Origin of the sequence: Dyadobacter bucti, from assembly GCF_005869225.1 — a bacterium.
Taxonomy (GTDB): Bacteria; Bacteroidota; Bacteroidia; order Cytophagales; family Spirosomataceae; genus Dyadobacter; species Dyadobacter bucti.
This window is the reverse complement of the sequence record NZ_SWFP01000005.1, coordinates 129,052-150,258: the sequence shown is the minus strand read 5'-3', so window position 1 is coordinate 150,258 and position 21,207 is coordinate 129,052. Positions and strand designations below refer to the sequence as shown.

22 protein-coding genes are annotated in these 21,207 nt (G+C 44.7%); 11 read left to right on the top strand and 11 right to left on the bottom strand.

Annotated elements, in window-relative coordinates; all coding sequences use genetic code 11:
* Positions 1-184 precede the first annotated feature (184 nt).
* From yihA to FBF61_RS17320, 5 genes are all read left to right on the top strand, one after another.
* Positions 185-793: a ribosome biogenesis GTP-binding protein YihA/YsxC gene (yihA, locus tag FBF61_RS17340; RefSeq protein WP_138479535.1), complete on the top strand. Its 609-nt coding sequence runs from the start codon at positions 185-187 to the stop codon at positions 791-793.
* A 107-nt stretch (positions 794-900) separates the two neighbouring features.
* A complete protein-coding gene (locus FBF61_RS17335; RefSeq protein WP_138479533.1) occupies positions 901-1,413 on the top strand; it encodes a DUF5606 family protein in 513 nt (170 codons plus the stop codon).
* 81 nt (positions 1,414-1,494) lie between these two features.
* Positions 1,495-2,154: a deoxyribose-phosphate aldolase gene (deoC, locus tag FBF61_RS17330; protein ID WP_138479531.1), complete on the top strand. Its 660-nt coding sequence runs from the start codon at positions 1,495-1,497 to the stop codon at positions 2,152-2,154.
* A complete protein-coding gene (locus tag FBF61_RS17325) occupies positions 2,151-3,287 on the top strand; it encodes a glycosyltransferase (RefSeq protein WP_138479528.1) in 1,137 nt (378 codons plus the stop codon). The genes deoC and FBF61_RS17325 overlap by 4 nt, the downstream gene beginning before the upstream one ends.
* A 127-nt stretch (positions 3,288-3,414) precedes the next feature.
* The gene (locus FBF61_RS17320) at positions 3,415-4,359 is read left to right on the top strand and encodes a 3-oxoacyl-ACP synthase III family protein (RefSeq protein ID WP_138479526.1); all 945 of its coding nucleotides are present in this window, start codon (positions 3,415-3,417) and stop codon (positions 4,357-4,359) included.
* A gap of 81 nt (positions 4,360-4,440) precedes the next feature.
* On the opposite strand, the gene FBF61_RS17315 is transcribed toward FBF61_RS17320, so the two are convergent.
* The gene (locus tag FBF61_RS17315) at positions 4,441-6,435 is read right to left on the bottom strand and encodes a M1 family metallopeptidase (protein ID WP_138479524.1); all 1,995 of its coding nucleotides are present in this window, start codon (positions 6,433-6,435) and stop codon (positions 4,441-4,443) included.
* Positions 6,436-6,571: 136 nt separating this feature from the next.
* On the opposite strand from FBF61_RS17315, the gene meaB reads away from it, so the two are divergent.
* Positions 6,572-7,561 (top strand): methylmalonyl Co-A mutase-associated GTPase MeaB, encoded by a 990-nt coding sequence (gene meaB, locus FBF61_RS17310; RefSeq protein WP_138479521.1) that lies wholly within the window; start codon positions 6,572-6,574, stop codon positions 7,559-7,561.
* 137 nt (positions 7,562-7,698) lie between these two features.
* A complete protein-coding gene (locus tag FBF61_RS17305) occupies positions 7,699-8,181 on the top strand; it encodes a lipocalin-like domain-containing protein (RefSeq protein ID WP_138479519.1) in 483 nt (160 codons plus the stop codon).
* A 47-nt stretch (positions 8,182-8,228) separates the two neighbouring features.
* Here FBF61_RS17305 and FBF61_RS17300 read toward each other — a convergent pair whose 3' ends face one another.
* Complete coding sequence (locus FBF61_RS17300) at positions 8,229-8,663, bottom strand: YybH family protein (RefSeq protein WP_138479517.1); 435 nt, start codon at positions 8,661-8,663, stop codon at positions 8,229-8,231.
* Positions 8,664-8,895: 232 nt separating this feature from the next.
* Here FBF61_RS17300 and FBF61_RS17295 point away from each other — a divergent pair, with 232 nt between their 5' ends.
* Both FBF61_RS17295 and FBF61_RS17290 read left to right on the top strand, forming a co-directional pair.
* On the top strand, positions 8,896-9,774 hold the full coding sequence (locus FBF61_RS17295; RefSeq protein WP_138479515.1) for a diacylglycerol/lipid kinase family protein: 879 nt from the start codon (positions 8,896-8,898) through the stop codon (positions 9,772-9,774).
* A gap of 45 nt (positions 9,775-9,819) precedes the next feature.
* Entirely contained in the window at positions 9,820-10,155 is a 336-nt protein-coding gene (locus FBF61_RS17290; protein ID WP_138479513.1) for a translation initiation factor, read from the top strand.
* A gap of 13 nt (positions 10,156-10,168) precedes the next feature.
* Here FBF61_RS17290 and FBF61_RS17285 read toward each other — a convergent pair whose 3' ends face one another.
* Entirely contained in the window at positions 10,169-10,612 is a 444-nt protein-coding gene (locus tag FBF61_RS17285) for a DUF8785 domain-containing protein (RefSeq protein WP_138479511.1), read from the bottom strand.
* 66 nt (positions 10,613-10,678) lie between these two features.
* Positions 10,679-11,920: an ABC transporter permease gene (locus FBF61_RS17280; protein WP_138479509.1), complete on the bottom strand. Its 1,242-nt coding sequence runs from the start codon at positions 11,918-11,920 to the stop codon at positions 10,679-10,681.
* Positions 11,921-12,146: 226 nt separating this feature from the next.
* Between FBF61_RS17280 and ggt the strand changes: the two genes are divergently transcribed.
* Complete coding sequence (ggt, locus tag FBF61_RS17275; protein ID WP_138479507.1) at positions 12,147-13,913, top strand: gamma-glutamyltransferase; 1,767 nt, start codon at positions 12,147-12,149, stop codon at positions 13,911-13,913.
* Here ggt and FBF61_RS17270 read toward each other — a convergent pair.
* The gene (locus FBF61_RS17270) at positions 13,910-14,413 is read right to left on the bottom strand and encodes a cupin domain-containing protein (RefSeq protein ID WP_138479505.1); all 504 of its coding nucleotides are present in this window, start codon (positions 14,411-14,413) and stop codon (positions 13,910-13,912) included. The two genes, ggt and FBF61_RS17270, sit on opposite strands and share 4 nt — an antisense overlap.
* 158 nt (positions 14,414-14,571) lie before the next feature.
* Here FBF61_RS17270 and nudK point away from each other — a divergent pair, with 158 nt between their 5' ends.
* Positions 14,572-15,159 carry a GDP-mannose pyrophosphatase NudK gene (nudK, locus tag FBF61_RS17265; RefSeq protein ID WP_138479503.1) on the top strand — a complete coding sequence of 196 codons (588 nt, stop codon included), beginning with the start codon at positions 14,572-14,574 and terminating at the stop codon, positions 15,157-15,159.
* Positions 15,160-15,215: 56 nt separating this feature from the next.
* On the opposite strand, the gene FBF61_RS17260 is transcribed toward nudK, so the two are convergent.
* The 6 genes from FBF61_RS17260 to rpsU form a co-directional block, all read right to left on the bottom strand.
* Positions 15,216-15,542: a YtxH domain-containing protein gene (locus tag FBF61_RS17260; RefSeq protein WP_138479501.1), complete on the bottom strand. Its 327-nt coding sequence runs from the start codon at positions 15,540-15,542 to the stop codon at positions 15,216-15,218.
* A gap of 139 nt (positions 15,543-15,681) precedes the next feature.
* Complete coding sequence (locus FBF61_RS17255; protein WP_138479499.1) at positions 15,682-16,413, bottom strand: SIMPL domain-containing protein; 732 nt, start codon at positions 16,411-16,413, stop codon at positions 15,682-15,684.
* Between the two features lie 250 nt (positions 16,414-16,663).
* On the bottom strand, positions 16,664-17,098 hold the full coding sequence (locus tag FBF61_RS17250; RefSeq protein WP_138479497.1) for a MarR family winged helix-turn-helix transcriptional regulator: 435 nt from the start codon (positions 17,096-17,098) through the stop codon (positions 16,664-16,666).
* A 211-nt stretch (positions 17,099-17,309) separates the two neighbouring features.
* Entirely contained in the window at positions 17,310-19,895 is a 2,586-nt protein-coding gene (locus FBF61_RS17245) for a phosphoenolpyruvate carboxylase (RefSeq protein ID WP_138479496.1), read from the bottom strand.
* 66 nt (positions 19,896-19,961) lie between these two features.
* Positions 19,962-20,834, bottom strand: a complete 873-nt coding sequence (locus tag FBF61_RS17240) for a phage lytic cycle repressor MrpR family protein (protein ID WP_138479494.1) — start codon at positions 20,832-20,834, stop codon at positions 19,962-19,964.
* Between the two features lie 105 nt (positions 20,835-20,939).
* Entirely contained in the window at positions 20,940-21,134 is a 195-nt protein-coding gene (gene rpsU, locus FBF61_RS17235) for a 30S ribosomal protein S21 (protein WP_026629542.1), read from the bottom strand.
* Between the last annotated feature and the right edge of the window lie 73 nt (positions 21,135-21,207).

Below are 21,207 nucleotides of genomic sequence, written 5' to 3'. Positions count from 1 at the left end.
TTGGTACTGATTTGATTATGATTTGAGTTATTCTTAACGAAACTAACCCATTCTTTTATTTTATCCAATTCGGTGTTAACACATCTGTTAACAATCCCGGTCTCACTTCCGTTTCTCCGACACGGTGTTACTGAGAGGATAACAAAGAAAAAAGTAACTTCGCAGCGTCATTAATACAAAAATTATGAAAGTTCAGGAAGCAAAATATGTCATGAGTAATTCGGACTATCTCAAATGTCCTTCCCCTGATCTGCCGGAATATGCATTTATCGGTCGGTCGAATGTGGGTAAATCATCACTTATCAACATGCTCACTGAAAAAAAATCGCTTGCCAAAACGTCACAGCAGCCCGGCAAGACGCAGCTTATTAATCACTATCTGATCAATAACTCTTGGTATCTGGTGGATTTACCTGGATACGGATATGCCAAAGTGAGTAAAGTGGAGCGGGAAAAATGGGAAAAGATGATCGGTGATTACCTGCATAACCGCGAAAACCTGATCTGTACATTTGTGCTGATCGACATCCGGCACAGCGCGCTGGATGTGGACCTGGATTTTATGGAAGGGCTGGGCGAAGCCGGGATTCCTTTTCACATTATTTTTACAAAAGCCGATAAACTGAAAGCAAGCCAGGCGGCAGCTCAGGTAGACGCTTACAAAAAGAAGCTGGATCTGATATGGGACGAAACCCCGCCGATGTTCATTTCCTCGGCCGAAAAAAATGAAGGCCGCGAACCCATTCTGCAAGCAATAGAAACTTATAATCAGTCGTTTGAAAAAACGAAGTAGCCCCAGGGTTGTATAACGGTCAATCTTTCCGTTATTTTGCGCAAAATTTAGTTGGGAGTCGCGTTCAACACAATCAATATTAAGATATAACTAATAGTACAGAAAGGATGAGTGAACAAGTAGAGTCAACCGGAATGGATTTGTTGAAAGAAATAGCAAATGTTTCAGGTAAAAGCGGTTTGTACCGTATTCTCAAGCCAAGCCGCGCAGGTGTGATCGTTGAAAGTCTTGACGAAAAACATGAAAAAACACTTATCGGGCCCACAGCGCGGGTTTCGGTGCTGAAAGACGTTTCTATTTTTACAGAAGGAGAAGAAGAGTCTATTCCTTTGGCTGATGTTTTTCTCAAAATCCGGGAAGCGCACGGCGAAGAAGTCGCATTGCAGGTTAAAACTTCCTCAGATAAGGATTTGATTGAGTTCCTGAACAAGATCCTTCCGGAATTTGACAGGTCTAAAGTATATGTATCTGACATCAAAAAGATCATTACCTGGTATAATCTGCTGTCCAAATACACCCCTGAGCTTTTCGTTGCGCAGGCAGAAGAAGCAGGTACAGAAGAAGAATCCGCAGAGGCAGTTCAGGAAGAGCCGGTTAAAAAACCCAAAAGCAAAGCCTAGATCAGAAAAATATAATGTTTGCATAAAAGCCCCGTCGCCCAGATGGGGTTTTTATATTAACGGATCACACCAGGAACATTCATGACCAACCTTTCCTCCCGCATCGACCACACTTTGCTGAGCCCCACGGCCAGCGAAACAGATATCCGCAAGGTCTGCGAAGAGGCCTGGATCCATCAGTTCAAAGCAGTTTGTATTGCACCCACCTATGTGGCTTACACAAAAGAAATGCTGGAATTTTGCCCGGTCAACATTGAAATTGCAACAGTAATCGGTTTTCCTCTGGGATATAGCACTACGGAAACAAAAGTTTTCGAGGCAGCAAGTGCTCTGCGCGACGGGGCAACAGAGCTGGATGTGGTCATGAACATCTCGCAGTTCAAATCCATGGCTTACCTGAGTGTGCGCGATGAACTACGAAAACTCGCCGACCTTGCCCATGCAGAAGATGCAATCCTCAAAGTGATCATAGAAACCGCGTATCTGGATAGTTTTGAGCTTTACACAGCCTGCGAGATCTGTGCAGAGTCAAATGCTGACTTTGTGAAAACCTCAACGGGTTTCGGACCTAGTGGTGCCGAGCTGGAAACGGTAAAAAAAATGAGGACTATTCTCCCGGCACATGTGCAAATCAAAGCTTCCGGCGGCATCTGTACTTATGAGCAGGCACTGGCATTTACTGAAGTCGGCGCAGACCGCATTGGTACCTCCGCCGGTGTGTCAATCGTTACCAGGGCATGAAACGTGTGTTACTTTTGAGCACGGTACATCCTTCTGCCGATCCGCGGATCGTTTATAAAATTGCCCCGGCCCTGGCCAGGCACTACCAGGTATTTTGTGCGCTGCCCGAAGCAGAAAAGCATGTGGCCGCGAATTCTGTGACCATGGTCAGGTTACCTCATTTTCAGGCCTTGTTGCTCAGGATATTGTTTTGCCATCCTGTGGTATTCTGGAAATTTCTGCGTGTCCGGCCTGATCTTGTCCATATTTTTGTTCCTGAACTGCTTCCTCTCGCATTCATATTCAGTTTACTTGGTTCAAGGGTAATTTATGAAGTGCAGGAAAATCTTTACAAAAAATTCAGTATCAAGAGGTATAACAATGCCGCGCTTTACAGGCAATTATTCCATTTTTTCGACCATGCTGCCCGCAGGCGTTTTTATTGTATTTTCACGGAACAGGCCTATTTGCAAGAGTACATTAATCTAAAGCACGCTTTTGCACTCATCCGTAACTACGCGTCCATTCCGTTCATCGATGCGCATGCCGGCAACAACTGCAATGAAAATGGTTCGGTACGGTTTTTCTATTCGGGGGTTATTTCCATTGAAAGATCGTTCGATGTACTGGTTGCAGCTTTGGCAAAATTAAAAACCCAATATCCTGACTTTCGAGTCCATTTATTCGGGCCAATTCGCGTGGAGAAAAAAGAATTGCACCGCCTGCCCGGATTTGATGATGTACAGAATAATTTGATTTTTTACGGCTATACTGATCAGAAAAAAGCTTTATCCTATGCCGCTGGCTGTGTTGCAGGGATTGCATTGCTAAAACCTGTCGCCGATTACCCGGATTCCTACACGACAAAACTTTTTGAATACATGGCCTTAAAATTGCCCGTTATCACTTCTGATTTCGTGATTTACAAAGAGATTGTGGACAAATCCGGATGCGGGTTTTGCATTTCGCCTTATGATGCTGATGCGCTGTTTCATAGCCTTCGTTTACTGACCGAAAATCCCGGTCTGCGTTCTGAAATGGCAGATAACGGGAGGAAATCCGTGGAAATAAACTATAATTGGATCAGTGAGGAAAAAAGCCTGATATCCTTTTATAAAGAAATACTGAAATCAAGAGCCCCAGTGGAATTTTGACGCGCTGGTGGTATAATTTTATAAACTTATTGTTGAATTGTTCAAATATTAAATGCTACGATTTCTATGAAATATTTAACTTTCGGAATTAAATGGAATCCTAGCTTGCGGAGTCAACTTCTCAACCATGTATATTAATACAATTAGTCATTATTTACCAAGCGAAGTAATTGGTAATGAATATTTTACAAATATTAACAATCTGTCCAACGAGTGGATTGTAGAAAGAACAGGAATTTCGGAAAGACGTAAAGCTGCACAAGATGAGAATACATCTACCATGGCAATCAGTGCTGTCGAGTCCTTACTTGAATCAATCCCTTACAGCAAAAATGAAATAGATCTCATAGTCGGGGCCACTTACACCCCATACGATACCATTGTCACGCTTGCGCATGCGGTACAGCATCAACTGCAGATTCCCGACATTCCGGTGGTAAGCATTTCCTCCGCCTGTTCGTCGCTTTTAAATGCGATTGAGATAGTAGAAGGATACTTTGCAATGGGCAAAGCTTCCAAAGCACTCGTGGTTGTTTCTGATCACAACACTGCATATTACAATGAAATGGATACGGTTTCGGGCCACCTTTGGGGCGACGGTGCATCTGCTCTTTTGATATCCAAGGAAAGGCAGACCGATTCAGATATGCAGATCAAAAAACTGATCACGGGGGGCGCAGCAACCAGTGGAAAAGCTATCGAAGCTGTTGTGTTAAGGCCCAATCACCGGGGCGTGATCATGCCTTTTGGCCGCGATGTGTTCCAGAATGCATGTATTTACATGCCCAAAGTAAGCCAGCAGGTGTTGCAAGCATGCGGCCTTACGATCAACGATCTGGATTATCTGATACCGCACCAGGCCAACCACCGCATCAGCCTCAATGTGATCAATACCCTCGGTATCCCTGCCGAAAAGCTGATTTCCAACATCCAGTATCTTGGAAATACTGGCTGTGCGGGCTGCGCGATTGCACTATCCGAGAATAAAGAGAAATTTAAAAAAGGCGAAAACCTGGTCATTACAGTTTTTGGAGGAGGTTACTCTTACGGAGCGATGCTTATTACAGTTTAGCTTACAAGCGGCCTACCAGATAAAAAGCCTTCCAGCAAAAAAGTTGCTGGAAGGCTTTTTATCGTTAATCAGAGACACTTCTTAATTTACCTCTGGTTCCGCAAACATCGCTGGTTTCCAGACATTATTTTCAGGATTGACATCCGGAAGCGCACGTTCCGGGTCAATCGTTACCGAACGGATAGCCTGCTGAGTGGCTGCTTTGAACGTCCAGCTTCCACCGCGCTGCCAGATTTCCACCGGCAACTCAACACGTGTTTTCTTGCCACTCACCTCTTCGATGTCGATCTTGGCAGGCATTGCCCACTGATCCAGGTTTTCTATCGTAATAAAAGATCCTTTTTGCGGATTCTGATCCACATAACTTACTTCTTTCACACTCTGATCCAGTTTGTAGTTTTCAAAGAACCAGCCCTTCCAGAACCAACCAAGATCTTCTCCTGCCGCATCTTCCATGGTACGGAAAAAATCATAAGGAGTAGGATGTTTGAATGCCCAGCGCTGTACATACAAATGAAATGCATAGTCAAAACGCTCTTTACCAAGCACTTGCTCACGCAGCATTTTCAATCCAAGCGCAGGTTTGTAGTACGCCTCCCAGCCCAGGTTCACTGCCTGAACAACATCAGGAATGGTCATAATCGGGTCAGCTTTCGGACGGAAAATAATCGGCGCCAGACGGTGCATATCATTCATTTGCGTGGTTTTGTATTCACCGTTATTGAAATTATCCGTAGAAAGGAAATTGATAAAAGTGTTGAAACCTTCATCCATCCACGCATATTTTCTTTCATTATTACCCACGATCATCGGGAACCAGTTATGGCCGAACTCGTGATCAGTTACTCCCCAAAGATCATCTTTGCGGCTTTTACTGCTGCAAAAAACGATGCCGGGATACTCCATACCACCCACTATTCCACCTACATTCGTGGCCACCGGGTAAGTATATTCATGTACATAAGCGGAATAAAATTCGATACAACCTTTCACATATTCAGTAGAACGTCCCCATCCGTCCAGACCACCATCTTCCGCAGGATAAGCAGACTGCGCCAGGGCTGTCTTTCCATTAGGCAAATTCATGCGGGCGGCATCCCAGACAAAAGCTTTGGAAGTAGCCCAGGCTATGTCCCTGGCTTGCAGGCAACGGAAGCGCCAGGTCAGATTTCCCGATTGTTTCGGCCGGGTTGAAGGGTTAGTAACCTCCTCAGCACTGCGGATCATTACAGTCTGGTCACTTTTGGCAGCCTCAGAAAGCCTTTTCCTTTGTTCTGAGGTAAGTACGTCAGCAGGGTTTAACAGCTCTCCCGAACCTACAACAATATGGTCCCAGGGAACGGTAACATTGTAGTCAAAGTCACCATATTCAAGGTAAAACTCACCTGCTCCAAGATAAGGAAGTAAATTCCATCCTTCTATATCATCAAAAACAGCTACGCGGGGATACCACTGTGCCATTTCGTACACAATACCATTTTTGGTTTCCAACGTTCCCATACGGTCGGAACCATATTCAGGGATTTTGAACGAGTAAGCAATTTTGATCCTGATCACATCCCCGTTTCCTTTTACAGGAGTAGTCAGGCGGATCTGCATGCGTGTGTCTGTAATTTTGTAGTTAGCCTCTACAAACTTGTCCTTGCCTTGCTGAACAGTCACCGTTTTGATCGAGTCACCTCCGTTAAAACCGGTATTCCCAAAACGTCCACCTGTAACCGGGGTTGTTTTTCCACCTCTCGACCTGTCACTGAATGCATTCTGGTCGAGCTGTAACCATATGAATTCCAGATTTTCCGGGCTGTTGTTTTTATAGATGATCTCTACATCGCCGCTCACAGTTCCCTTCTCTTCCTCCAGGGCTACGTTGATCTTATAATCTGCACGATTTTGCCAGTATTTCGGCCCCGGGGCGCCACTTCCCGACCGGTATTCATTGCCAGGCTGAAAATTAAACAATGGATGAAAAAGTACATGAGAATCGTACTTCACCTTGTCGGATCCCTGCGCGACAGCGTCAAACACCCCCAGGCAACCCATCGCTAAAATGCCGAGGCGAATTATTGAAATTTTCATTCGAATGATAAAATATTAAAAATATGATACTGTAAACGAGCAATATACATCTTTTCGCCTTTTTTAGGAGAAAAAGTTTCATTTTTACCAACCAATATCCGGCGGGCTACAGGCCGGATAATTCCGAAAACAGTTTATGCGCCATCGCCTTTCCCTTGAAGAATATACCAGCGGCATTCTGGCTGGTGACCGTCTCGTCCTGAGCAGGGCGATCACGATCATAGAAAGCCGGTTAACAGCAGATAAAGATCTTGCAGCTCAGATTCTTCGTCAGATACTTCCCCGTACTGGTAATTCTTTGCGGATCGGCATTACCGGAATACCGGGCGTGGGAAAGAGCACTTTTATTGAAGCTTTCGGGAAACAGGTTACCTCACTGGGGAAAAGCGTGGCGGTACTGGCGATTGATCCTTCAAGCAAAAAATCGGGAGGAAGCATCCTGGGCGATAAAACAAGGATGGAAGAGCTGTCCCGCAACTCCCTGGCTTTTATCCGTCCTTCTCCGACCGGGCTTTCACTTGGCGGGGTGGCCAGAAGTACACGCGAAACAATGCTATTATGTGAAGCAGGTGGTTTTGATGTGATTTTGATTGAAACGGTGGGCGTTGGCCAGTCCGAAACACTGGTGAAGGGCATGACAGATTTCTTTCTGCTGCTGATGCTTGCCGGCGCCGGAGATGAACTGCAAGGGATAAAAAAAGGAATTATGGAAATGGCTGACCTGATCGCAATTAATAAGGCAGACGGCCTCAACAAAGATGCTGCCATGCGCGCCGTGGCGGAGTATCAGCAGGCATTGCATTTATTCCCCAAAACAGAATCGGGGTTTATCAGCAAAGCGGTTCCATGTTCAGCTTTGGAAAACACCGGAATCGCCGCGATATGGGATGAGATGATGCGCTTCTTCGACATTACCCGGAAAAACGGATTTTTCGAAAAAAACAGGCAGCTCCAGAACCTTGACTGGATGCATGATTATATCCGGCAGACACTGGAAGAACAGTTTTACAATAGTCCGGTCGTAAAGCGGAAATTGACGTCACTTGAAGAAGCAGTTGGCAATAATCTGGAACCTCCCCTCTCGGCTGCCCGGCAGCTAATAGATATTTTTATGAAAAATGGATAGGGACTTTATTTTCCAGGCTGTAATGTGTTGAAATTCTTATGTTCCGATCGAAATATTTCTGAGGAAAATATTTTTAAAGTATGTTTGAACGTTGAAATTCATGTATCCGATCTGTTCATTATCTTACTCTATTCTGTATGAAAATCTTTAACTCTTTAAGCAAAATCACCTTCCTGACGTTCATACTTGTTGCGCTTGCATTCGTCGCATGTAAAGATGACAAAGACCCGGATCCGGAGCCGGTAGATAACAACCCTATTGTTGGAAAATGGCACCTGACCGCCATTACACCTGAAGCTTCCGGTACCACTATACCAGCTTTACAGTTCGTTACCACTGTGGCTCCCTGCATCTTGGACCTGAAAATTACTTTCAACTCCGACAATTCTATTTCTACTGCTGACTGCCCCGCGGCCGTATCGGCAATGGACACCTTTGTTCCGGTAGGAGCAGATGCCAAATGGAAAGTAAATGGCGACAAGCTGGTGTTATCGAAAGGTACCACAAGCCAGGAATTCAAGATCACTCAAAGTACCAATGATCTGGTAGTTGTGGTGAATACCCAAACAGACGCTACAAAACCTGCGGTGAATGCGCTGCTTGTTTTCAAAAGAGTATAAGTATGACCCCGGAACTGAGCAGTTTGCCTGCTCAGTTCCGATTTTTATCAGCCGCTCGTATGGTCGCAAACGATCACCCACTTGCCACCGATCCTTCTCCAGAGCAAAGTATAATACCCTTCCAAATCCCCTTTTTCGGGCCTCTCCAAATGAAACTTGCCAACCAGGAAAGCCACGTCAGGTTCAGGAAATGAGAGATTCAGAAAGGTAAATTGAAGCTTCCCCATCGCCGCACGATCAGGATATCTTTTCAGATAGCCTTCATAAGTTGCCTTATACCCGTAAGTCACTCCGGTTTTTCCCACAAACATCAGCGAGTCCGATTCGAGGTAACCGTTCATAAATGAGGCGATATCTCCCCTGTTCCAGTCCGAAGCCTGCCTGTTCATGATACCGTAAATTGCATCCCGGTCTTTCGCCTGCTGCGCATTCGTTACAGACATTGCGGACAATAGAACCAGCGCCAAAAGCCAGTTTCTCATATTTTTTGCGGATTTTTGTAAAATGAATCTTTGTACTAAATATACAGCAAAGATTCGTTCAGAAGCGTCTGAGAACGAAGTTGTCATAAACAAAAGGCAAACCGGCATAAATCATGTTCGATAATCTTTTCAAGAAACTGGATCGTCAGAAGTACCCGTTCATAGATGGGCTATACTATCTCTTTATCATTGTTTTTCTTCTCATCCTGTTTTTATTCTTCGCTTGATCGACGTGGGCCAGCCATCATACCTGTTTATTCTAAATCCTAATTCAGGTACTTCTATTGGAAAAAGGACTGAAGTCATTAAGCAGCGGATCGATTACTTTGCCAAACAAAACGGGAGCCGGGCTACTATCCTTTTCACCCAGGAGAGAGCGCATGCTACCGAGCTGGTCACAGAAAACCTTTCCCGGGAAAAATGGACAGCAATTGTCGCGGTCGGAGGCGATGGGACAGTCAACGAAATAGCCCGCCCGCTCGTAAATTCAGAGACGCCCGTGGGAATCCTGCCCCTTGGCTCAGGCAACGGACTGGCACGTCATCTTGGAATTCCCCTGAATTTGGAGGCTTCCTTAAAAAGGCTTTTTGCAGGCACCGTGACAACCATCGACAGTGCAGAAATAAACGGCATCCCATTTTTCTGTACTGCAGGAATGGGCTTCGACGCGTATGTGGGCCATTTGTTCAGCCAGCAAAACCAGCGTGGACTTGCTACGTATATCAATGTGTCATTTCAGGCATACTGGAGTTATAAGCCGCAGGCTTTCCGGCTCAATGGAAGTGAAACCCAGGCATTTTCGCTGTCATTTGCCAATGCCGGACAATTTGGCAACAATGCCTGGGTGGCGCCTCAGGCCAGCTTGCAGGACGGTTTGCTGGATATTTGCACAATCCGTCCTTTTCCGAAATGGTATGGGACTTCACTGGGATATCAGCTTTTTACTAAACAGCTGAAAGCGTCCCGGTATATATCCTACCAGAGTTTGAAAGAAGCGCTGGTGGAAACGGATACTCCTCCTATGATCCATTATGACGGGGAGCCTTTTCAGCTGGATACTACCCGGATTGAGGTCAAGATCAAACCACAAAGCCTGCAGATCATTTTGTAGGTATAATTATTTTTAATATCCGTCAAAAATTTTAATATCAATCGTATGTCAAAAAAGAACCGCACAGGAGTTGTTTTCTCAACCAATCCGGATTTTGAATACAGCGATTCCTCCGAAGACGAACCTGAAACGTTATCTCCAAATCAGCAGGACCTAAGGATCTGGCTGGACCGTAAAGGTGGCGGGAAAGTGATTACGGTGGTGAAAGGTTTTATAGGTACCAATACCGATCTCGAAGCGCTGGGAAAACAGCTGAAAGCGCTTTGCGGAACTGGCGGAACGGTAAAAGACCACGAAGTTCAGATCCAGGGAGATCATCGTGAGAAGGTAATCAACTGGCTGACCGGTAAAAACTATAAGGCAAAAAAAGCGGGAGGCTAACCTCCCGCTTTCGTTAAAGAACGCTGTTTGTATCCAATTCCGTTGGCGCAGGCAACTCTGTTTTTGGAGGCGGCAGATTGGTCCGTCCGCCTTCAAGGACTTCCACATCCGTGACAAAATATTTGGTATCACCATTCCAGGGCAGCGTAAAGAACTTTTCTTCGTAAGTAAGCGAAACCCGGTGACCGCTTTTGATCGCCTCTTCCAGTTTTGAGATGGCATCTTTATTTTTGCCGCTCACCGAAAAAACCCATTCCGACGAATTCATGGTACCGTCGCCTTCATAGAGGCCGCCCATTCTCAGCTCCCCTTCATATGTTTTGAACAAATATCCTTTGTTGCTTAACCTAGTCACAAAACCTCCGCGTTTTCCTTCACTATAATATCCGAAGGTGAGGTAATATAAAATTCCGAACACAATGGCCAGAAATATTGCGAATATGACCCATTTACGCATAGTAGTTTTTTTTCAGTGTTTATGAATGAAGCTAACTTCGGAAAACAGATTGATTTTTCCTAGTTATTATTTCGCGCGGATCGCAATCACAGGATCCATCCGGGCGGCGAGCATAGCCGGTATAATTCCCGATAACACACCTATAACACTGGAAACGCCCAGGCCAAGCATGATGTTTCCAGGTGTGAGGATGATCTTCAGTGACCCCAGCTGCATAAACGACAGCAGATAAACCAGGAAAATCCCGACCAGGCCTCCCACCAGGCTGAGCATAACCGCCTCAAAAAGAAACTGGAACAGGATTGAATAATTTTTTGCGCCCAGTGACTTTTGTATTCCGATCAGGTTCGTACGTTCTTTCACCGAAACGAACATAATGTTGGCAATACCAAAACCGCCCACCAATATGGAAAAGCTGCCAATAACCCATCCTGACAGCGTCAACACGGCAAAAAGACCTGCAATAGCATCAGCCGCCGCCTCTGGCCGGTTCAGAGAAAAATTACTGTCGTCGCGGGGTTTGATGCCGCGTTTAGTCCGCATCAATCCGGTTATTTCTGCCTCTACTTCCTTCATCCCTTCGTCTTCCGGAAATCCTTTAACGACAATATCCGCACTCCTTCGCCCGGACTGAAACATTTTTGAAAATGACGCAAAAGGTATGATGCAATTTTTATCAGGACTGCCGCCGAAGTCAATAAGGCTCTCCCCCTTTTTTACCTGCACACCCACTACGGCAAATTTATTCCCGGCCAGTTTAAATGTCTTCCCGATCGGGTCTTGCCCGGGGAACAGGGCTTCGGCGATATCTGCCCCGATTACGGCTACATTGCGCGCATTATTGGTTTCCAATGGGATGAAATACCGTCCCGTTTCAATTGGAATATCGGATATCTTGTTATACTCATAGGAAACGCCCTGGATCTGGGCCACAATACTGCTGGAACCGTTTTTTAAAGTAGTACTACCCCGAAAATCCATCACAGCTACCGCGCTGGCACTTTCGAGATTATCATACAGATATTTGTATTCCGAATAATTGGGCTCAGGCCATTGAAAATATTTCCACCATTGGTATTCTCCGCCGAATCCCCATGGCCACTTCTGAACATAGATCACCTTATCGCCAATAAAACTCATACTTTCCTTGATACTTTTTTCCAGGGAGTCCACAATCGTAAAAACGGCAACGATCGCAAAGATGCCCACGGTTACACCCAGCAAGGATAAAATAGTGCGTGTTATGTTGGATTTTAATGCTTGCCAGGCAAAGCGGAAGCTCTCGAAGATTTGCCGTAAAAGTTTCATAGCAGCTTGACGGATAATTTTATTTCCTGACCAATTGAACTTAAAAGTTAACGGTTACGCCAGATGCAGGGTAGTTATTTGTTACAAAAGGCAAGAAAAACAGTTTAAATTGTCTCTGATCTTCAATTTATAAAAACATTTTCAGGAAAAGTTTGAAAAAAACGATTTGATATACATCCTGTAAAAGACATTCTGTAACTTACAATGAACACCAATGTGCCGGATTATGAATTTACGCTACTCCCTGTTTTTGATAATCAGTTTATTACCCCTCGCTGTTCGGGCCCAAAAACCTGTACAGGAGTCGACAGGATTTTACCAGTTCCTTTCCGACGACCCTAATCAAAAACCATTTTATGATGATAGGAAGGGTGTTATTGCCAAAAATGGCATGGTCGCCACGGCACATCCTGAGGCATCGAAAGTAGGGGTTGAAATTTTGAAAGCTGGTGGAAATGCAATAGACGCGGCGGTGGCGGTACAGTTTGCCCTCGCGGTTGTGCATCCGTCGGCGGGAAACCTTGGAGGCGGCGGATTTTTGGTGTTTCGTAGCAATACCGGCAAAAGTTACAGCATTGATTTTCGTGAGAAAGCTCCGGCCAAAGGCCATGCAGATATGTACCTGGACAAAAACGGGAATGTGATTCCGGGAGCAAGCACACTCGGCCGACTGGCCTCGGGCGTACCAGGATCGGTGGCAGGAATGGCGGAAGCCCATGCAAAACATGGCAAATTATCATGGCAAAAAATTCTTCAGCCTGCGATTGACCTGGCGGAAAAAGGCGTCATACAAACCGACCGCGAAGCCAGAGGATTGAATGCAGTTAAAAAAGACCTCACCGTGCTCAATCCGGGCACGAAGTATTTCTTGAATCCTTCCGGAAAAGATTGGGCGGCAGGTGACACTCTGATACAGAAAGACCTGGGCAAAGTGCTTCGCAGGATTCAGAACAAAGGGCGCGATGGGTTTTACAGAGGAAAAGTGGCAAAATGGCTGGTGAAAGATATCAACAGTCATAAAGAAGGTATTATCAGCAAAAAGGATTTAGCTGACTACCAGGCACAGTGGCGCGAAACGGTTGTACAGGACTATAAGGATTACAAACTCATCACAATGGCTCCTCCTTCCAGCGGCGGAATAGCGCTGGTACAGCTTATGCGCCTGACCGAGCAGCAACCGCTGCGAAAATGGGGCTGGCACAGCGATTCCACTATTCAAGTAATGATCGAAGCGGAGCGCCGCGTGTATGCCGACCGCGCAAAGTTTTTGGGAGACCCTGATTTTGTAAAAATCCCTACGGAAACATTGGTCAGTAAGGAATACTTGCAAAAGCGCTGGAGCGACTTTAACTGGGACAAAGCAACTGACAGTAAGGATATATCGGGAGGCATTTTCCCAGGTTATGAAAGCCTTGAAACAACCCATTTTTCTGTTGTGGATAAGGATGGAAATGCAGTTTCAGTCACCACAACGTTGAACGGCGGCTATGGGAGCAGGATTGTGATCAAAAAAGGTGGCTTTTTCATGAATAATGAAATGGATGATTTCAGCATAAAGGCAGGTGCGCCCAATATGTACGGGCTCATAGGAAACAAAGCCAATGCGATTGCACCAGGAAAACGTATGTTATCCTCAATGACGCCGACGATTATTGAAAAAGATGGCAAATTACTGATGGTTGTGGGTACTCCAGGCGGTTCAACGATTATCACCTCGGTTTATCAGACTATTTTAAATGTGCTCGAACATGGCATGACCATGCAGCAGGCCGTGAATGCACTGAAATTTCATCACCAATGGTTACCCGACAAAACTACTTTTGAAGCCAATGCCTTCTCAGAGGGGGCTATCCAAAAACTACAGTCCAAAGGTTATTTTCTTGAACAGCAGCGAAATACGATCGGACGCATGGATTGTATCCTCGTATTGCCCGACGGATCGTTGGAAGGCGGATCAGATCCCCGTGGCGATGACACAAGTATCGGATATTAGTGGGTTAGCGCCGCAATAAGATCACGATGCTGAGGAAAATCGCCTGACAATACCAATCTGTCAGCCATCTCAAAATCTTCAAAATCAAAACCCGGAGCCACCGTGCAGCCAACTAATGCATAGGAACTGTTGTTGGCTGGTCTGGACGCAAACCATGCTCCAGCCGGAACAATAGCCTGAAATGCTTCTCCCTTTTCCGGATCCGTCCCAAGTCTGATGATCTCCAGTTTTCCGGTTTCCGGATCAATTACAAAAATGTCAAGTGCCTCACCGGCATAAAAATGCCACATTTCGTCAGAGGCAATCCTGTGAAATGCGGAAAAATTATGTTTCTCCAGAAGAAAATAGATCCCGGTACTGTATGACCTGGAACCGGCAAATCTCGATGGTAAGGCATGTTCAGCAATCGTTTCTCGGGAGCGGTAAGTTTCCGCGTAGTAGCCGCCTTCGGGATGCGGCTGAAGATTATATTTTTCGATCCAGTAAGACGCTGGTTTCATATTCAGATTGAAGATACTGGCACAATATACGATTTGATATGACTTCGCTCGTCATCAAATTTCGTCCGTTCAATCAATGTTCAGGCAGTAAAGTTTAATTTCCCATACTAGGCGCTATATTTGATCATTATTAATCAAAATCAATCATAAACAATCAAATGAAGAACGAAAACGTTAATGTGGTTTCTGAAGAAGTCCTTTCAAACAACTGGTATACATTGAGGAAATATACCTTTGACTACCAACGCGCAGACGGTAAATGGGAACGCCAAAGCAGGGAAGCGTATGACCGCGGAAATGGAGCAACCATTCTTTTGTACAACATCGAACAGCAAACCGCGATACTCACCAGGCAATTCCGGCTGCCGACTTACACCAATGGAAATGAAACGGGTATGCTAATCGAGGCTTGTGCGGGTTTGCTGGACAAAGACAATGCCGAAGATTGTATCAAAAGAGAGACAGAAGAAGAAACCGGCTTCAAAATCAGATCGGTTAAAAAAATATTTGAGGCATATATGTCCCCAGGATCCGTCACAGAAATCCTGTATTTTTTTATTGCTGAATATTCCGCCGATATGAAGATTAACGATGGTGGCGGCTGTGAAACGGAGCAGGAAAACATTGAAGTGCTGGAAATTCCTTTTGCAAAAGCCGTTGAAATGATTGGGACGGGAGAGATAAAAGACGCCAAAACGATGTTACTGATCCAGTATGCGCAGATCAATGGACTATTTAAGGCATAATAAAGGTTGAAGATTCCGCACATCGCCTAATCTTCAACCTTTATTATTTACGCCGGTCAGGATATCGGATCAGGAACTGGTGTTGTTTCCGTAGTAGCAGACGAAGGTCCTTTTCCTACAAATTTTTCATACAAATCCTTAAAGAATGTTTCGGCATCAGGAAAATTGGTTTTCAGCACCTCGGAACCTTTTGTTTTCAGCTCTTCAAAATATTCCGGTGCTTTATCAATGGCACCTTCCGCCTCGGCTTTCAGGTCGCTCGCCTTGGTTTTAAGGTCTTCCAGGAGCTTCTCTCCTTCCTCACTCTGAAGATATTTGTGTGCCGCTACCCCAGCGGCAGCTCCAAGGATAAATGTGGCCAGGTGTTTTGCGTTTATGCTCATGATTTCCAGTTGCTTAGTTTATTTTAAATTTAAAGAACTTATGGATCGTTACAAAGAAACGCCTTAACAATCACCCTGCCAGTTTACAAAAAATTGTGCCCGGCCGTGTCACACTTACCAAAATAAATTCTGGCAGGTACTATTTGATCTCGAATGCAGCCTGCATCCGGTAACTGATCTTGATCTTCTGGTACTGTACGTCGCTTTCCTGCACCATATCCGCCGATTCAGCCTGAGCGAAGGCTCTCATATTGCTTTTCGCCAACATCGGCTGTGGGTAAAATACATTTTCGTCCAGTTCACGGATCTCCAGTACCTGGCCTAATTTCTGATCCAACGCTGCCAGCAGATATTCCGCTTTGTCTTTCGCAGCTGTCAGCGCATCGATCTTGATCTGTTTCTTAAAGTCCTCTTTTTTGGAATGATCTACCCGGGCAACATTTGCATATTGTACACCACGGCTGTCTATTTTTGACAAAATCACGTCCAGCTTATCGGGACGGTCAATTTTAAGCTCGTACTGTTTGCTTTCGAGAAATGTAGCAGGCTTTTTCTTTTTATCCACATAATTTTGATAACCTCCCATGCCGCTAATCGACAATGCTTCTTTGGATAAGCCTGCATCCGCCACGGCCTTGATCAGCTGCTTTTCAAGCGTACTGATGATCACTTTACCTTTCTGATTTTTTTCATCCTCATAATACTCCCTGAGCGAAATGCTGAAGTAAATTTCGTCGGGGACTACCTCCATTTCGGCAAAACCAGCCACTTCGATTTTTCTGGGAGAGGCTTCTTTCAATAAGGTGGTTTGTGCAAAAGAAGGAAATAAAACTGCGCTGCAAAGGAACGCGCTCAACAAAATGGTTTTCATAGCTAATTGAACGATAGTAAGTAATAAATAAAATTGGCTTTGTTGCTTCCCAAACTTCGGTCAGCGTTATTGCCAACGTAGAAATTAGATATAAAAATATGCCCAAGGTTTAAGTAAATAAGAAAAATATCCCTTTGACAACCCCCACAAATTCGCGGCAGCTAATATAAAACGGGCCAGTATCAGCGTCATCCGCGACTGGCCCGTTCAGTAAAAAAGTATTTTCAAAAAGTCTTTACAACTCTCGTTTTCAGGTAAAATTCTGATAGATAGAATCCATAATCCTCACAAAGTGCTGATAGTCCGATTCATTCAGACTACCCCAGCCTTTTCTGCGGATATCCGCTACGATGGGGAAAGCCTGGTTGTATGTTTTCTCTCCGTTTTTTGTGAGAAAAAGATTAAATTTTCTCCTGTCCCCGGCAGCCGGGCCTCTTTCCACCAGATCTTTTTTTTCCAGCAAATCAATAATGCGGGTTACGGTCGGAGGATCTTTGAAAGTCAGTTCTGCAAGTTCATTCTGGCTGATGCCCTGGCGGCGGAATATGTGGTCGATTAATACCCATTGATCTACTGTCAGGTCAAAGCCCGCTTCGGTTAATTGTTTTTGTAAGGCATTGCGAATCTTTTTGATAGTGGTGTCTATCTTAAAAAAATAGGCCCGCTGATCAGAATGATGTGTCATGTGGAGTAAAGTTGAAGTTTGAGGAATATTGAGAGTTTAACATCGATAATAAGCCTGCTCAACTATTCGTCTACTAATAATTGTGGTAAAAAAAATCAAATTATTTTGCAAAAAATATAGTGATGCGCAAATAGGTTATTTCAGCGGCATTTTTATAAAAAACGGCTGTCGAAAAAATTTCAACAGCCGGTCCAATGTATGCCTAAGTAACTTATGCCGAGTTCCTTGCAGCATTAATAATTCCAAACATCGCCCTCATAATGAGTTGATTATAAATCTCAACATCTACGGGCAAAGTTTTGGGATCCTGCGCCAGCATCTGCAACGCATATTGCTGAATTGTGATCAGCGGCAACACGATTCTTTCACGTGTTTTGATAGATACTTTCGTTACATTATTACTGTCCAGCAATTCTTTCTGGCCCGAAACTTCAAGCAGCAAATCTCTCGTCAGCAGAAATTCGTTATACATTTTATCCCAGAACTCAGTGTAGCCCTCTTCGTCTCGAAGATATTTTGTAGCCGGGAAAAATGCTTTCGACAGCGATTGCATGGAATTCTCGATCAGCGTCCGGAAGAAAAGCGATTTTTTATATAACTGTTTGATATCCTCTTTTTTACCATCCTTGACAAGTTGCTCTATCGCGGAACCGAACCCATAAAAACCGGGAACGTTTTGTTTCATCTGTGCCCAGGATCCAACAAAAGGAATTGCCCGGAGATCCTCAAATTTCAGGCCTTCATCATCATTCCCGCGTTTGGTAGGGCGGCTGCCGATGTTTGTCTGCCCATAAAATCGAAGCGGCGTTTTCTTGTCCAGATATTTTACAAACATCGGATGGTTCTTAAGATCAAGGTAGGATTGATAAGCAGCTTTCGCCATTTCCTCGATCAGAATCTTGTCCTCTTCACTCAACTCCTCCTCCACACGATTACCGCGGAACAAATGGTTTTCTAGCCCGGCAGTGAAAAGGCGCTCCAGATTGTACATGGCAGTGGTTACTGTACCATAGTTGGAACTGATCGTTTGCCCTTGAACCGTCAGCTGGATTTCTTTATCCTCAATATCCTTACCCAGAGACGAGTAGAAATTATGGTTATTACCTCCCCCACGTGCTGGCGGGCCACCGCGTCCGTCGAAGAAAGTGACTTTGATCCCAAACTCCCGGGAAACTTTTGTCAACTCTTCCTTTGCACGGTAAATGGACCAGTTGGCACGTAGATAACCTCCGTCTTTGGTACCGTCAGAAAAACCAACCATGATGGTCTGATGGTTTTGCCGGTTTTCCAAATGACTTCTGTAATAATTATCATTGTACAATGACCGCATGATTTCCGGCGCATTTGCAAGGTCATCTACAGTTTCAAAAAGAGGCACCACATCCAATGCGAGCTTGCCATTTTCGTCGGCAATCAGGTTTTTCGCCAATGCCACTACCTGCATCACATTCAGTGCAGATGTGTTATTGCTGATCACATAACGGTGCGCACCCTTTTCACCATTCTTTTCCTGTATGGTTTTGATGGCCCGGATCGAACCAAGAATATCTTTTGTGAGTGCATCCTCATAATCCTCATCACGAAGAGGAATATTCAAAGAGAGCAGGAGATCTATCTTTTTTGCTTCCTCCCAACCTTCGTAATCACTGTATTTCAGGAGAGGAATTTTCTTCTCGAGTCTTTTTAGAATATCCTCCCAGGCCTTGGCATGTTTGCGGCTGTCCTGGCGTACATCCAGACTGGCAAAAAAGAATCCGAAAAGATTCAGTTTCAGGATAAAGTTATCCAGCAGTTCCACGAAAAGTCCCTGATGTTTCGACACCAGAACTTCGCGCGCTTTCAGTAATTCGTCGATCAGCTCCTGAGCATTGGCATACCCGTCTTCAAACGGCCCGAAAATCGTGCTGTTCATCTTGCGTTCAGCCAGGGAAACCGCATCATCGACACCTTTAAAAGTCAGCCGACGTTTCAGTGTCCGCAAGTCTCTGTAATATCCTCGCAAAAGTGTTTCCCGCAGCCTGGCTGCTACCTGCAAGGTAATATCCGGGTTCACGAAAGGATTTCCATCCCGGTCACCTCCCGGCCAGAACCCAAGCCGAAACACATCCGGATAAGGCCAGTCGTGGACACTCATGCCCAGGCCATTGATCAGCTTTTCGAGAATGGACGGAATCGCGTCATAATATACGTTTTCCAGAAACCAGCAAAGGCTTACCGCTTCATCAAACGGCGTCGGCTTTTCATGGTTGATAAATGCCGTTTTACCCAATTGTAAAAGCAGCTGGTTTACTTCTGTAAAATCATTTTCTTTGATAGCATCTTCAAGATCGTTGATGATCCCAAGAACCTTACCGGAGTAAAACTGTGTGGGGTGCGCCGTTAGCACAATCCGCACACTGAAATCTTCCAGTTTGGTCAACAATTTTTTCTTAAGTTCGTCCTTGTCCAGCCGGTCTGTAAGATAGGCCACGGAACCTTTCCCTGAAAGATCGTGCGTCTGGTCAAATGCCGCATCTTCAACGGAATCAAAAAGAACAACCTGTCGCTCAATATATTGAATAAAAGCAAAAAGCAGATCGGCCCTTTCCTTCGGTGTGGCTGTTTCCAGAAGTTCTGAAAAAAAATGCTCGATGATTTCCTTCGGGGATTTTCCCTCCTGAAACCCTGTCTCACTTTGTTGGGTAAGTATCGGAAGTAACGAACCTGTCTGAAAAATGCCACGGTAGGGCAAACTCAGGAAAAGGCTATTAAAAATATTGTACTTCGTAACAACTGCGTCCTGGAAACTATTATTCATACTGGAGTGACAAAATTATATTTTGGGACTTGCAATAGTAGCAAATATACTCTGAAAAAATGGGTTTCAGGCTTTTGGATGGGCTTGTTGATGGGTTTTTTTAAGCTTTTCGATTGAGTTATGTGTATATATCTGAGTAGCTGCGAGATTGGCATGTCCGAGAAGCTCCTTAATCGCATTGAGATCCGCTCCGCGATTCAGCAAATGTGTGGCATAGGTGTGCCGGAGCACGTGCGGGCTCTTTTGTGAAAGGGTTGTTACTGCCGACAAGTACCTTCTGACAGTTCGCTGCACAAAAACCGGATAAACCGGCTTTCCAGAATCAGTTAGGAGAAGAATGGGTGTGTTTTCGGAAGCTGATCTCTCCTCAAGATATTTTTTTACAATTTCTATAAGCCCTGGCGAAACCGGAACAATACGCTCCTTAGCTCTTTTTCCAAAAACCCTGATGGTCCGTCCAAACAGGTCAATATCCTTTATTTCAAGATTGACAAGTTCCGTCAGACGGATACCCGTTCCATAGAGGATCTCAAGAATAGCACGGTCTCTCCATCCCTCAAAATCATCACTGAACAGTTCCGTGTCAAAGAGCATTTCCATTGATTTCTCTTCTACGAATGCCGGAAGTTTTTTACGCGTTTTTAATGCTGAGAGAATTTTTGAAGGGTCGCTGTCAATTAGTTTTTTTCTCCTCAAAAAGCCATAATATGAGCGGAGAGAGGCAATTTTTCGGTTTATTGAAACAGGATTTAGGCCTTCTTCCATTAAACTCACTACCCATGACCGGAGCATTGACGGACTGGCGGTTTCCGGGGCACCACATTCATATTGAGCGAGTAAATATTTCTGAAACTGATCAAGGTCCGTCTGGTATGACTTTACCGTGTGCTCACTCGAGCGTTTTTCAAACTTCAGAAACTCCAGAAATACCTCTACCATAGCTCCAACATACAAAAAAGAGCCGTCTCATGCAAGACGGCTCTTTTTTGTATTTAATTGGATACAATTATCCTATCAAATCATCAGAAAACAACTCCGGGGATATTAGTCTTCTAAATGACCGTAAGTCTTCTCTTTGTATACTGCACGCAAAACTTCGAAACGACGTCTTACAGATGGTTTTTCAAAAGCTGTACGCGCACGAAGCTGACGCATTGTACCTGTTCTTTCGAATTTTTTCTTGTAACGCTTAAGAGCACGGTCAATCGATTCGTTGTCTTTGATGTTTATAATAAGCATGCTTATAGAATATAATGTTTTGAATTGGTTTCTGAAATCGGACTGCAAAGAAAACACATAGTAGTCAGAAAAT